The following is a 13,331-nucleotide window of genomic DNA, read 5'->3' as shown; positions in this document are numbered from 1 at the left end:
CACGCCGATGCCGGCCCGGCGGCACGTCACAGCCCGAACCGTCGCTGGATCGCCCGGACGCGCTCTGCCGAGGCACGCAGGTCACGCAGCTCGCCGTCGGACAGGGGCACCTCGATCGCCTCGGTCGCCCCGTGCCGGTCCACGAGCGTCGGCACCGACAGGCACACGTCGGCGATCCCGTAGTAGTCGTCGAGATACGAGGAAACCGGCAGCACCCGGTGCTCGTCCTTGAGGACGGCCTCGATGATCCGCGTCCCGGCCAGCCCGATCGCGTAGTTCGTGGCGCCCTTGCCCTCGATGATCCGGTACGCCGACTGCACGACGTCGGCCGCGATCCGGGAGCGGAGTTCCTCGCCCAGGGCGGGCCGCCCGGCCAGCCCGGTCCAGTCCCGCAACGGCACGCCACCGATCGACGCCGAGCTCCACAGCGCGATCTCCGAGTCGCCGTGCTCGCCGGCGATGTAGGCGTGCACGTTGCCGACCGCCACGCCCGCGTGCCGCGCGATCGCCTCGCGCAGCCGCGAGGTGTCGAGCACCGTCCCGCTCCCGAGCACCCGCTCCCGCGGCAGCCCGGAGAACCGTTGCGCGGCGTACGTGACGACGTCCACCGGGTTGGTCACCATGAGGAAGATCGCATCGGGGGCGACGCGGACGAGACCGGGCATGATCGTCCTCGTCAGGCCGACCGTCGACTCCGCCAGGTCGAGGCGGGACTGGCCCGGCCGCTGTTTCGCCCCCGCGGTCACGACGACGACGTCGGCTCCCTCGCACACCGCGACGTCGTCGGATCCGATGATGTCCGCCTGCGGCACGAACATCTGGCCGTGCTGGAGGTCGAGGACCTCGGCGTCGACCTTCTCCCTGTTCACGTCCATGAGCGCGACAGTGCGGGCGGTGCCGCGGGCGAGCGCGGCGTAGGCGAGGGTCGTCCCGACCGCGCCGGCACCGACGACTGCCAGCTTCGTGGTCCTGGCGGAGTCGTACGGGGCTGTGGTGTCGTCGGCTGCGGTCACTGTGTCCTCCTGGGTGAGGTCGCGGTGGCGGATCGCCGGCCCGTCACCGGACGGCGCCACCGCCCGGATCTACGCGTCGAGCCTGGCCAGCGCGGCGCGGACGAGCTTCGGGTCCGTCGTGGGCCAGAAGGCGGGCATCGAGCGCACCAGGAACGACGCGTACCGGGCGGTCGCCAGGCGCGGGTCCAGGACGGCGACGACGCCGCGGTCCTCCGTCCCCCGGATCAGGCGCCCGGCGCCCTGGGCCAGCAGCAGCGCGGCGTGCGCCGCGGACACGGCCATGAACCCGTTCCCGCCGGCCTGTTCGATCGCCCGGGCCCGTGCCGCCTTCACCGGATCGTCCGGCCGGGGGAACGGGATGCGGTCGATGAGGACGAGCTGGCACGACGGACCGGGCACATCCACGCCCTGCCACAGCGACAGGGTGCCGAACAGGCAGGTCGCCGGGTCGTCGGCGAACTCCCGCACCAGGGTGGGGAGCTGGTCGTCGCCCTGCGCCAGGATCGGCAGGTCGAGTCGCTCCCGCATCGCCTCGGCCGCGGCCGTCGCCGCCCGACGGGACGAGAACAGCCCGAGCGTGCGGCCCCCCGCGGCGGTGACGAGCTCGGCGATCTCGTCGAGCTGCGCGTCCGTGGTCGGCTCCCGGCCCGGCGCGGGCAGGTGCCGGGCGATGTAGCAGATGCCCTGCTTGCCGTAGTCGAACGGGCTGCCGACGTCGATGCCCGTCCACGCGGCCTCGTCGTCGCCGTCGCCATCACCGCCCGCCGTGTCGCCCGCCCTGTCGCCAGACGCCCCGCCTCCCTGCCGCCCCAGCCCGAACGTGCCGGCGATCGGCTCGAACGTGCCGCCCAGGGCGAGGGTCGCGGAGGTGAGCACCCCGGTGGCCGCGCCCAGCAGGTTGGTCCGGATCAAGCCCGCGACGTGCAGCGGCGCGGCATGCAGCCGGGACACCGACTCCCCGAACCCGCCCCAGGCGGAGTCCGGCCGGGTCAGCCACAGCACGTCCGCGGTCGTGTCCTCCGCCGCCATCCTCTCGGCCACCTCGAAGAGCTGCAGCACCGCCCCCTGGGCCAGCTTCAGCCCCGGATCGGCGTCGCTGCCCGACGCCGCGCCCGGACCCCTCTCCTGCTTCTCCGGCTTGAGCTCGCTGAGCACCGCGCGGGCCGCGTCACGCACCGCGGCGACGGCGTCGCGCAGTTCCCCCTCCAAGCCGCGCGGGAAGCGGTCGCCCGGCGCGGTGACCAGGAGGGTTCCCAGCCGGGTGCCCGCGTCCTCGAGCGCCGTGGTGTCCGCGCCGCCGTGGCGCCGCGCCAGGCGGGCGGCGTGCTCCACCGACGCCGCCGAGAGTTCCACGGTGGCCGACGCCGTGACCCGGTCGACCAGCTCGTGAGCCTCGTCCACCACGACGACGTCGTGCTCCGGGAGCACGTTCGGGTTCCCGGAGGCCGCGATGCCGAGCATGGCGTGGTTGGTCACCACGACGTCGGCCTCGCGCGCCGCCGCACGGGCCTGGTCGGGGAAGCACTCCGCGAGCATCGGGCACTTGCTGCCGAGACACTCCAGGGCGGTCACGGAGACCTGCCGCCACGCCTTGTCCGGGACTCCCGGCACCAGGTCGTCCCGGTCGCCGCTGTTCGTCTCCGCGGCCCAGGCGTGCAGACGGCGGACGTGATCGGCCAGCGAGGCGGCGTCGTCGCGGCCCCGGCGTCCGCCGGCCGCGCCGCCGCCGCTGCCGGTGCGCGCGCCCGGCGGCTCGGGAGCCGCGTGGTCCTCCGCGCCCGGCAGGTCGAACAGTGTGGCGTCGTCACCGGGATAGCCGCCGCCGACCTTGTGCTTGCACAGGTAGTTGTGCCAGCCCTTGAGCAGCGCGATCCGCGGCGCGCGCGCCAGCCTCGGCGCCACGGCCTCGGCGACGAGCGGCAGGTCGCGCGTGATCACCTGCCGCTGCAGGGCAAGGGTGGCCGTCGAGACGACGACGCGGTCCCCCGCGGACACCGCGTGGCGCACCGCGGGCACCAAGTAGCCGAGCGACTTCCCCGTGCCCGTCCCGGCCTGCACGAGCAGGTGCTCACCGGACTCGATCGCCTCCGTCACGGCCCGCGCCATGCGGTGCTGCCCCTCGCGCCGCCCGCCGCCGAGGGCACCGACGGCAAGGTCGAGCAGGTCGTCGACCTCGGGTGCGTCGGTACTGGTGGCGGGCGTGTCAGTGGGGGTGGTCACGGCATCGATCGTACGGCCCACCACTGACAGTGGTCTCCCGAGCCACCGGACTCCGCCGTGCTCGGCTGCTGCGTCGCCGGCGCGCGACGTCGCGACGCCTCGCGTCCGGCGGCCGGTTCCGCGCCTCGGGACCGCTCCGAGACGTCAGGATGCCGGGAGTGCCGCCCGGTTCAGCTCGGCGGCCAGCTGCTCGTCGACGCGTCCGCGCACCAGCGTGCCGGTGGCGACGTGCTCGGTGTGGTCGATGTCGCCGTGCTGGTGCACGCGGTGCACGAGGTCCCCGCGCGAGTACGGCACCACGACGTCGACCTGCACGCCGGGACGAGGCAGGTCGGCGGCGATGCGGGCCCGGAGCTCGGCGATGCCCTCGCCGGAGTGGGCGCTGACCACGGCGGTGTTCCGCTCGCGCCGCTGGATGCGCCCCACGACCTTGGGGTCGGCGACGTCGGCCTTGTTCAGCACGACGATCTCGCGCACGTCGCCGATGCCGGGGATCTCGCCGAGCACCTCGCGGACGGCGGCGATCTGCCCCTCCGGGTCGGGGTGGGAGGCGTCCACGACGTGCAGCAGCAGATCGGCGTCGCCCACCTCCTCCAGGGTGGAGCGGAACGCCTCGACGAGCTGGTGCGGCAGGTGTCGCACGAAGCCGACGGTGTCGGCCAGCGTGTACACCCGGCCGTCCTCGGTGCGTGAGCGCCGCACCGTCGGGTCGAGGGTGGCGAACAGCGCGTTCTCCACCAGGACGCCGGTGCCCGTCAGGGCGTTGAGGAGGGACGACTTGCCGGCGTTGGTGTATCCGGCGATGGTGACCGCGGGAATGGCGTTGCGCTTACGGCTGAGCCGCTTGGTCTCGCGGGCGGGCTTCATCGCGGCGATCTCGCGCCGCAGCTTGGCCATCCGGTTGCGGATGCGGCGTCGGTCGAGCTCGATCTTGGTCTCACCGGGGCCACGGGAGCCCATGCCGGCGCCCGCGCCGCCCACCTGGCCACCGGCCTGCCGGGACATCGACTCGCCCCAGCCGCGCAGGCGCGGCAGGAGGTACTCGAGCTGCGCGAGCTCGACCTGCGCCTTGCCCTCCTTGGACTTGGCGTGCTGGGCGAAGATGTCGAGGATGAGCGCGGTGCGGTCGACGACCTTGACCTTGATCACGTCCTCCAGCGCGCGGCGCTGGGAGGGCGCGAGCTCACCGTCGACGACGACGGTGTCGGCGCCGGCGTCGCGGACGATGCCGGCCAGCTCGGCCGCCTTGCCGGAGCCGAGGTAGGTGCCGGGGTCGGGCTTCTGGCGGCGCTGGAGCAGGCCGTCGAGGACCTCGGAGCCCGCGGTCTCGGCGAGCGCGGCGAGTTCGCGCAGGGACACCTCTGCCTCGCGGGAGGCGGCCTCGCCGCCGGCGTAGAGACCGACGAGGACCACCTTCTCGAGCCGCAGCTGCCGGTACTCGACCTCGGTGACGTCCTCGAGCTCGGTGGACAGCCCGGCGACGCGGCGCAGCGCGCTGCGCTCCTCCAGGTCGAGCTGGTCGCCGTCGTGCTCGGCGTGGACGGTCTCACCCTCGGAGCGCGCGGTCCCCGCCCGAGCGAGTACCCGCGCGACGACGTCGTTCGCGATCGCCTGAGCGCCTCGCGGGTCGTCCGGCCAGGTGGCCGGGGCGTCGGGTTCGGTCGGGACGTGGGTCATGTACTGCCTTTCTCGGGGTGACGTCTTCTAGAACAAGGATCCCACGTGTTCCCATCCCGGTTCCAGAGGAATTCCCGCCGGGTTCCGGCTCACCCGCCCGCCACCGGGTCTCCTAGGATCGTGCCGTGCCCCAGGACGACGTCGGACACCACGACCACTACTTCAGCGAGCGGCCCGCCTCGGCCACGGACCTGCGCACCATCACCGTCCGGATCGCCGGGCGGGAGGCCGAGGTCGACGTGGCGGCCGGCGTGTTCTCGCCGGGCGGGATCGACAAGGGGACCTGCGTCCTGCTGGAGGAGGTGCCGGCGCCGCCGGGCGGGGACCTGCTCGATCTCGGCTGCGGCTGGGGACCGCTGGGCCTGACGATGGCGGCGGAGCGCCCGGACGCGCGGGTGTGGGCGGTGGACGTGAACGAGCGGGCGCTCGATCTGGTGCGCCGCAACGCCGAGCGCCTCGGCCTGGGCAACGTCCGTGCGGTCACGCCCGACGAGGTGCCCGACGACGTCCGGTTCGCCGCCGTGTGGTCCAACCCGCCGATCCGGGTGGGCAAAGCGGTGCTGCACGAGCTGATGGGCCGGTGGCTGCCTCGGCTCGCACCGGGCGGGGACGCGTGGCTCGTGGTGCAGAAGAACCTCGGGGCGGACTCGCTCGCCCGCTGGATCGCGGACGAGCTGGGGCTGCCCGTCAGCCGGGAGACGTCGTCGAAGGGGTTTCGGGTCCTGCGCGTGTCGGCGGCCTGACGCCGCCGGCGCCGTGCCGCGGCTCAGACGTCCAGGGCCCCCGTGAACACGAGTTCCGCGGGCCCCGCCAGCTCGACGTGGCCGTCACGCAGCGCGCGCACGCGCACCTCGCCACCGGGGATCTCGACGAACCAGGTGTCGGGCGCCGAGGTCCCCTGCCAGGTGCGCACCGCGAGCGCCGCCGCGCACGCGCCGGTGCCGCACGACTGCGTCTCCCCCACGCCGCGCTCGTGCACGCGCATGCGGACGCGTCCGGCGGGCTCGCCGGACGGCGCGCGTTCGTCGCCGAGCGGGACGACCAGCTCGACGTTGGTCCCGTGCGGCGGCGCGGGAGCCACCTCGGGTGCGGCGGTCAGGTCGAGGTGCTCGAGTTCGTCGAGGCTGGGCAGGGCGACGACGGTGTGCGGGTTGCCGAGGTCCACGGACAGTCCGGGCCGGGGCGTGGTCCAGCCGCGCACCAGGACCCCGGCGTCGTAGCCCGCGTCGCGGGCGTCGTCGCCGCCCGGGAGGAACCAGGGGCCCATGTCGACGGCGTACCAGCCGTTCGGTTCCTTGCGCACCCGCTTCACCCCGGCGCGGGTGCCCAGCGCGAAGCCGCCGTCGGACGCGTGAGGGCCGCGACCGCCGTCGGGCCCGAACGAGACGTAGCCGAGCCGCTCGGCAAAGGCGGCGAAGACGCGCACGCCGTTGCCGCACATCTCGGCGACGGAGCCGTCGGCGTTGCGGTAGTCCATGAACCAGATGGCGGACGGGTCCTCGGCGAGGATCTCGTCCCCGATCGCCTCGCCGGCGCCGGCGATCGAGGCGGTGGACGTGAGCCGGATGACGCCGTCGGCCCCGATCCCGCCGCGCCGGTCCGTGAGGCGCCGCACGGCGTCGCCGTCCAGATCGAGCTCGTCCTTCGGGTCGGCCACGAGGACGAAGTCGTTGTGCGTGCCGTGTCCCTTGGTGAACTCGATCCTCATGCGCCAAGACTACGGCGAACCGGGCCCTCCTCGGGACGAGGCAGGGCTCCGGTGTCGGCGGCGGCCACGACGGCGAGCGCGTCGTCGAGCAGGGAGGGCGATCCGGCGTCGAGCCACCGCACGCGCGGGTCCCGGCCGAACCAGCCCATCTGCTTGCGGGCGAGCCGGCGCGTGTTCGCCGCGACGGCGGCGCGTGCCTCGTCCTCGCCGGTCTCGTCGCGGAACCACGCCAGGATCTCGGCGTAGCCGACGGCGCGCGCCGCCGTCGTACCGAGTCCGGGTCCCGTGCCGCCCTGTTCGGCCGAGGCGAGGCGCCGGACCTCGTCGACCAGGCCGGACTCCCACATGCGCGCCACGCGCGCCTCGACGCGGGCGTCCAGGGTCGCGCGGTCGCAGTCGAGGCCGATCTGGACCGCGGGCCGGACGTACTCCTGACGTGGCAGGTTGGCCGTGTAGGGCGCCCCGGTGATCTCGATGACCTCGAGGGCGCGCACGATCCGGCGGGTGTTCGCGGGCCCGATCGACTCGGCCGCGGCGGGATCCCGCCGGGCGAGCTCCGCGTGCAGGGCGCGGCGGCCCTCGCGGTCGGCGCGCTCCTCGAGCCGGGTGCGGATCTCGGGGTCGGTGCCGGGGAAGTTCATCTCGTCGAGCAGGGCCCGCACGTACAGGCCGCTCCCGCCGACGACGACGGCCCGGGCGCGGCGCGCGGCGATCGCGTCGAGATCGGCACGGGCGGCGGCCTGGTAGCGCGCCACCGACGAGTCCTCGTGCGGGTCGAGCACGTCGAGCTGGTGGTGCGCGATCCCGCGGCGTTCGCCCGGAGGAACCTTCGCGGTCCCGATGTCCATGCCGCGATAGAGCTGGTAGGCGTCGGCGTTGACGATCTCGGCGGGTGCGTCGCCCGGGACGAGCCCTGCGGTGGCCGGCGCGGCGCCGGGCCCGAGGGCCTCGGCGAGGTCCAGCGCCAGGTCCGACTTCCCGGTGGCGGTGGGCCCCACGACGGCGACGACGATCACGCCTGCGACTCTAACCGGGCCGCGGTGCCGGTGGCGCAGACGGTCAGCCAGTACTCCGGCGGAAGGTGCTCGTGATCCTGTGGGAAGGTCCGGGTGTCGCGGGTCCACGAGTCGGCTCCCGCGGCGGTGAGCACGGCCGCGACTCCCGGGGCCGGCTCGTCCGCGGCCCCGGGCGCCGCCGTCGCGGGGCCGGGTGGTCCGCCCGAGGCGACGACGAGGGTCCCGCCGGACGCGAGATGCGCGGCCACCGCGTCCGCGGGATCGCGCTCCGGGTCGGGCGCCGGGCCGGTCGCGGCGGCGCCGGACACACCGGTGCCGTCCGATCGCGGCTCGGCGGGCACCTCCAGGACGAGGACGTCGGCCGCCCGGTCCCCCAGCGCCATGCTCAGGCAGAGCAGGGCCACCGACGCCGCCGTCCCGGCCCGTGGCCGGGAGTCGTGTCCCGCCCAGGGTGCGGTCGCGTCGTCGGGCAGCGTACGGTCCGCGATCCCGGCGGCGGCGAGCGAGGGCTTCAGGAGTCGCGGCCCCCGGACGTCGTCCGGACCGTGCGCGAGGACCATGGGGCGTCCGTTCTCGGCCAGGCTCGCGAGCGCCGCGCAGGCGGCGAGCCGCACCGCGGCGAGCGGGTCGGCGACGCCGGCGGCGCCGGGGACGAGCAGGGCCGTCGCGGGCAGGATCACGGCTCGGGTGAACACCTGGTTCACGGTAGTCGAACGAGTGGTCGAGACGATTCCATGAGAAGACTTTCTCGATTCCATGGGTGTTGCCCGGCCGTCGCGGGTACTGTGGTTCGGTGAGGTTCTTCGGACCACGCCGCCGCGAGGCGGCGGAAGAAGGTGACCCGACCGGTCGCCGAGCGCCCCGCACCGGGTCTCCGGAGCTCTCCGACGACGAGCTGCGGTCCCGGGTGGAAGGCGTTCTACTGCGTGAGCTGATCGACGCTCTCGACGATCCGGCACGTGTCCCCGCCCCGCTCAGCCGGGAGCGGGTCACGAACTGGCTGGCCGAGAGCGACTTCAGCTACTTCGTCGACTCCGAGGGCGACATCGGCGGGATGTGGCACGGCTGGCTGTTCCACTTCCTCGTCGTCGGCGAAGGATCCGAGGTGCTCCAGGTGCGGGGGCAGTGGCACCGCGACCTGAGCATCGAACGCCTCGAGGAGATCCTCGAGGTCTGCAACGACTGGAACGCCGAGTGGATCTGGCCCAAGGCGTACGTGTGCGTGCGCGACAACGGGGCCGTCCTGGTCTACGCCGAGGTCACCGTCGACCTGGAGCACGGTGTGTCCGACGAGCAGCTCGACCAGCTCCTGCAGTGCGGGCTCACGACGGGTTCCATGTTCTTCGAGCATCTCGACGAGGTGTACCCGGACCCGCTGAGGTCGGCACCATGAGGCCGGGCAACGATCGTCTGAGCTCCCGGCGGGCCGCGCCGGGCTGGTTCGCGCGGCTGTTCAACCCGCGCACGGGTGACGAGCGGGCCGACCCGCTCGACGACTCCGACGCCAACGTCGACGTCGAACTGCCGCGCCCGCTGACCACCCAGCGGATCGCCGACGACCTGAGCCGCCGCGGCTACAAGTTCCGCATCGATCACGACGGCGACGTCACCGGCACGTGGGACGGCAACCGGTTCTGGTTCCTGCTGCTGGGCGAGCACGACGAGATCCTGCAGATCCGCGGCCGGTGGGCCGGGAACCTCTCGGCGTCCTCACGGCTCGGCGTGCTCCAGGCCACGAACGACTGGAACCGCGAACGGATCTGGCCCAAGGTGTACGCCCGGTCCGAGGCGTACGGGCTGACCCTGTACTCCGAGGTGTCCGTGGACTTCGAGCACGGCGCCACGGACGATCAGCTGGCGCAGACCGTGTCGTGCGGGCTGGTGACGGCCGCCCAGTTCTTCGCCTCCGTCGCCGCGCTGACCCCGCCGGAGATCAGCGACGACGCACGCTGAGGCGACGCACGCCGAGACACGGTGGGGCGCCGGTGCGGCCCGCCCGCGGCCACCCGAGCGATCCGCTTCGCGTCGGCGTAGCCCCGTCCTGTGCGTCAGCGCGGGCCGATCGTCGGCATGCCCAGCGTGACCGGGCCGTCCGGTGCGGGCACGCCGTGACCGTGATGGTCGTCCCCGCCGCCGAGGCGCGCCCGCTCCCGTGCGGCCCAGGCGTCGCCAGAGCGGGTACGCCGCACGGAGAAGCCCGACGCCGGGCCGTCCGCGGCCACATCCTCGACGACCGCGGAGTCAGCGATGAGATGGTGCGGCGCCGCGTGCGTCACGGTGACCGTCACCATGTCGCCGGGCCGGGGCAGGTTCGGGTCGAGGTCCGCCACATCGGCGAGTCGGGGGTCGTCCAGCCCCGCCGGCTCCGGAGGGAGGCTCGCCGGAGTGCCCGGGCCGCCCGCGCCGTCGTCGGACACCGTGAGGCCGGGGACGGCGAAGTGCACGAGCCGGTTGTCCGGCGCGCGGCCGCTGAGGCGGTGCGTCGCGCCGTCCTTCTTGCCCGCGCCTTCCGCGACCAGCACCTCGAGCGTCCGTCCGACCTGGGCCCGGGACTCCTCGGCCGAGATCCGCTCCTGCAGCGCGAGCAGCCGCTCGAACCGCTCCTGCACGATCTCCTTGGGCAGCTGCCCCTCCATCGTGGCGGCGGGGGTCCCCGGGCGCTGCGAGTACTGGAACATGAAGGCCGAGCTGAAGCGCGACTCCTCGACGACGCGCAGGGTCTCGGCGAAGTCCTCCTCGGTCTCGCCCGGGAAACCGACGATGATGTCGGTGGTGATCGCGGCGTCCGGCATGGCCGCGCGCACGCGGTCCAGGATCCCGAGGAACTTCGAGGACCGGTAGGAACGCCGCATCGCCCGCAGGATCCGGTCCGAGCCCGACTGCAGCGGCATGTGCAGCTGGGGCATGACGTTCGGGGTCTCGGCCATGGCCTCGATGACGTCGTCCGTGAATGCCGCCGGGTGCGGGGACGTGAACCGCACCCGCTCCAGTCCCTCGATCCGGCCGCAGGCGCGCAGCAGCTTCGCGAACGCGCCGCGGTCGCCGAACTCGACGCCGTAGGAGTTCACGTTCTGCCCGAGCAGCGTCACCTCGACCGCTCCCGCGGCGACGAGCGCCTCGACCTCCGCGAGGATCTCGCCCGGACGACGGTCGCGTTCCTTGCCGCGCAGGTGCGGCACGATGCAGAACGTGCAGGTGTTGTTGCAGCCCACCGAGATCGACACCCAGCCGGCGTAGACGGACTCGCGGCGGGTCGGCAGCGTCGAGGGGAAGACCTGCAGCGACTCCGCGATCTCCACCTCGGCCTTCTCGTTGTGCCGGGCGCGCTCCAGGAGCACGGGCAGGGCGTCGAGGTTGTGGGTGCCGAAGACGACGTCGACCCACGGCGCCTTCTCCACGATCACGCCGCGGTCCTTCTGCGCCAGGCATCCGCCCACGGCGATCTGCATGCCCGGGCGGCTCGACTTGATGCCCGCCAGCTGGCCGAGGTTCCCGTACAGGCGCGTCGCGGCGTTCTCCCGGACCGCGCACGTGTTGATCACGACGACGTCGGCCTGGTTGTTCGCCTCGTCCTCGCTCGACGCGCGCGTGTAGCCGGCCTGCTCGAGCATGCCGGCCATGTGCTCGGAGTCGTGCACGTTCATCTGGCAGCCGAGGGTGCGGACGAGATAGGTACGCGGCCGGGATCCGGCGCCGGTGGTGGTGGCGTCGGACGGGTCGGTGGCCGCGGCGTCGGACGTGGTGGGAAGCGTGGGCGTGGACATCGCGCCAATTCTACGGCCGACGGCGCCGGGTCCCTGGACCCACGACCTCCCTGCCCAGAGGCCCATAATCGGACATCTGTTACCGAACTGTTGTCTCTCCGTGACTCCGACGTCCCGACAGCGAAACACGCGATCGATTAGGTTCATGGGATGGACACCGCGACCACCGACGACGCGCCCACGTCGCGCCGCGAGCCCGGCGAGCCCCTCGTCGTCCTCAGAGCCGTGAACAAGCATTTCGGCGCGCTGCACGTGCTGCAGAACATCGAGCTCACCGTCCACCATGGTGAGGTCGTCGTCGTCATCGGGCCGTCCGGCTCGGGCAAGTCGACGCTGTGCCGTGCGATCAACCGGCTGGAGACCATCGACAACGGCGAGATCACCGTCGACGGCACGCCCCTCCCCGAGGAGGGCAAGGCCCTGGCGCACCTGCGGGCCGACGTCGGCATGGTGTTCCAGTCCTTCAACCTCTTCGCGCACAAGTCCGTGCTCGACAACGTCACTCTCGGGCCGCGCAAGGTCCGCGGGACGCCGAAGGCACAGGCCGAGTCCGAGGCGATGGCGCTGCTGGAGCGGGTCGGTGTGGACTCGCAGGCGCACAAGATGCCGGCGCAGCTGTCCGGCGGCCAGCAACAACGCGTGGCGATCGCCCGCGCGCTCGCCATGCGGCCGAAGGTCATGCTGTTCGACGAGCCGACGTCGGCCCTCGACCCCGAGATGGTCAACGAGGTGCTCGACGTCATGGTCGCCCTCGCCCGCGAGGGCATGACGATGATCGTCGTGACCCACGAGATGGGCTTCGCCCGCAAGGCGGCCGACCGCGTGGTCTTCATGGCGGACGGCCAGATCGTGGAGGAGGCCGAGCCGGACGAGTTCTTCACGAACGCGCGGACCGAGCGGGCGCGGGACTTCCTCTCGAAGATCCTCACGCACTGACCGGTCCTCCGCCGGCCGCAGCCAGTACCTCACAGCTCCCGACACAGTTGACAGTCCGCATCATCGAAAGGGAACCCATGCGCAAGCACATGACCGCGGCGGCTCTGACCGCCGCCACCGCCCTCGTCCTTGCCGCCTGCGGCAGTGCCGAGCCCGGCGACACCGGTGACGGCGGCGATGGTGGCGATGGTGGCGGTGAGACGCTCACCATCGGCATCAAGTACGACCAGCCGGGTCTCGGCCTCCAGAAGGGCGCCGACTACGTCGGGTTCGACGTCGACGTCGCCAGGTATGTCGCCGACAAGCTCGGCTACGGCGAGGACCAGCTCGAGTTCGTGGAGGCCGTCTCCGCGAACCGCGAGACCATGCTCCAGAACGGCGACGTGGACATGATCTTCGCGACGTACTCGATCACGGACGACCGCAAGGAGGTCGTCGAGTTCGCGGGACCGTACTTCGTGGCGGGCCAGGACCTGCTCGTGGCCGCCAACGACGACTCGATCACCGGGCCGGAGGACCTCGAGGGCAAGAACCTCTGCTCGGTCACGGGGTCGACCTCGGCCGAGCGGATCAAGGAAGAGTACGCCGAGGGCGTCGAGCTGGTGGAGCGGCCCGGGTACTCCGAGTGCGTCTCCGCCCTGGCCTCCGGCGCCGTCGACGCCGTCACCACGGACGACATCATCCTCGCGGGCCTCGCCGCCGCGCAGGAGGACCCGACCACCTTCAAGGTGGTCGGCAACCCGTTCTCCGAGGAGAACTACGGCGTGGGCCTGCCCCAGGGCAGCACGGACCTGTGCGAGGAGATCAACACCGCGATCACCGAGATGATCGAGGACGGCACCTGGGAGGAGCTCGTCGCCACGCACACGGACGGCACCGGGTACGTGGCGAACGAGGAGCTGAACCCGCCGGAGCCGGACGCCTGCGCCTGATCCGGTCGGCTCCGATCGGCTGAGATCGGCTCCGATCCATCTGTAGTTCTCGGTTCGTCGGACGG

General features: G+C 73.0%; 12 protein-coding genes. 5 read left to right on the top strand and 7 right to left on the bottom strand.

The features are described from left to right. Positions 1 to 26: 26 nt before the first annotated feature. The 3 genes from IIE03_RS11940 to hflX form a co-directional block, all read right to left on the bottom strand. Positions 27 to 1,013 (bottom strand): L-lactate dehydrogenase, encoded by a 987-nt coding sequence (locus IIE03_RS11940; RefSeq protein ID WP_192862989.1) that lies wholly within the window; start codon positions 1,011 to 1,013, stop codon positions 27 to 29. A gap of 69 nt (positions 1,014 to 1,082) precedes the next feature. After that, positions 1,083 to 3,233 carry an ATP-dependent DNA helicase gene (locus IIE03_RS11935; RefSeq protein WP_192862988.1) on the bottom strand — a complete coding sequence of 717 codons (2,151 nt, stop codon included), beginning with the start codon at positions 3,231 to 3,233 and terminating at the stop codon, positions 1,083 to 1,085. A 144-nt stretch (positions 3,234 to 3,377) separates the two neighbouring features. Further along, positions 3,378 to 4,910, bottom strand: coding sequence for a GTPase HflX (gene hflX / locus IIE03_RS11930; RefSeq protein WP_192862987.1), 1,533 nt, complete (start codon positions 4,908 to 4,910; stop codon positions 3,378 to 3,380). 125 nt (positions 4,911 to 5,035) lie between these two features. On the opposite strand from hflX, the gene IIE03_RS11925 reads away from it, so the two are divergent. Beyond that, complete coding sequence (locus IIE03_RS11925; RefSeq protein WP_192862986.1) at positions 5,036 to 5,653, top strand: class I SAM-dependent methyltransferase; 618 nt, start codon at positions 5,036 to 5,038, stop codon at positions 5,651 to 5,653. 23 nt (positions 5,654 to 5,676) lie between these two features. Here IIE03_RS11925 and dapF read toward each other — a convergent pair whose 3' ends face one another. The 3 genes from dapF to IIE03_RS11910 are packed head-to-tail and all read right to left on the bottom strand — an operon-like array spanning position 5,677 to position 8,329. Continuing rightward, the gene (gene dapF / locus IIE03_RS11920; protein ID WP_192862985.1) at positions 5,677 to 6,618 is read right to left on the bottom strand and encodes a diaminopimelate epimerase; all 942 of its coding nucleotides are present in this window, start codon (positions 6,616 to 6,618) and stop codon (positions 5,677 to 5,679) included. Beyond that, on the bottom strand, positions 6,615 to 7,634 hold the full coding sequence (gene miaA / locus IIE03_RS11915; protein WP_192862984.1) for a tRNA (adenosine(37)-N6)-dimethylallyltransferase MiaA: 1,020 nt from the start codon (positions 7,632 to 7,634) through the stop codon (positions 6,615 to 6,617). The genes dapF and miaA overlap by 4 nt, the downstream gene beginning before the upstream one ends. Next, on the bottom strand, positions 7,631 to 8,329 hold the full coding sequence (locus tag IIE03_RS11910) for a hypothetical protein (RefSeq protein WP_192862983.1): 699 nt from the start codon (positions 8,327 to 8,329) through the stop codon (positions 7,631 to 7,633). Before IIE03_RS11910 ends, miaA begins: the two co-directional genes overlap by 4 nt. A gap of 98 nt (positions 8,330 to 8,427) precedes the next feature. Between IIE03_RS11910 and IIE03_RS11905 the strand changes: the two genes are divergently transcribed. Beyond that, positions 8,428 to 9,027, top strand: a complete 600-nt coding sequence (locus IIE03_RS11905) for a type III secretion system chaperone family protein (RefSeq protein WP_318842946.1) — start codon at positions 8,428 to 8,430, stop codon at positions 9,025 to 9,027. Continuing rightward, complete coding sequence (locus IIE03_RS11900) at positions 9,024 to 9,587, top strand: type III secretion system chaperone family protein (RefSeq protein WP_192862982.1); 564 nt, start codon at positions 9,024 to 9,026, stop codon at positions 9,585 to 9,587. Before IIE03_RS11905 ends, IIE03_RS11900 begins: the two co-directional genes overlap by 4 nt. Positions 9,588 to 9,682: 95 nt before the next feature. On the opposite strand, the gene miaB is transcribed toward IIE03_RS11900, so the two are convergent. Next, positions 9,683 to 11,398 carry a tRNA (N6-isopentenyl adenosine(37)-C2)-methylthiotransferase MiaB gene (gene miaB / locus IIE03_RS11895; RefSeq protein WP_192862981.1) on the bottom strand — a complete coding sequence of 572 codons (1,716 nt, stop codon included), beginning with the start codon at positions 11,396 to 11,398 and terminating at the stop codon, positions 9,683 to 9,685. Between the two features lie 150 nt (positions 11,399 to 11,548). On the opposite strand from miaB, the gene IIE03_RS11890 reads away from it, so the two are divergent. Together IIE03_RS11890 and IIE03_RS11885 are read left to right on the top strand one after the other, a co-directional pair. Continuing rightward, entirely contained in the window at positions 11,549 to 12,334 is a 786-nt protein-coding gene (locus IIE03_RS11890) for an amino acid ABC transporter ATP-binding protein (protein WP_192862980.1), read from the top strand. 77 nt (positions 12,335 to 12,411) lie between these two features. Then, positions 12,412 to 13,266, top strand: coding sequence for a glutamate ABC transporter substrate-binding protein (locus tag IIE03_RS11885; protein ID WP_192862979.1), 855 nt, complete (start codon positions 12,412 to 12,414; stop codon positions 13,264 to 13,266). The last annotated feature ends 65 nt before the right edge of the window (positions 13,267 to 13,331 follow it).

This window comes from Myceligenerans pegani, from assembly GCF_014892515.1.
In the GTDB taxonomy this organism is placed as follows: Bacteria; Actinomycetota; Actinomycetes; order Actinomycetales; family Cellulomonadaceae; genus Myceligenerans; species Myceligenerans pegani.
The sequence above is the reverse complement of the archived record's forward strand: the minus strand, read 5'-3'. Positions and strand labels throughout refer to the sequence as shown.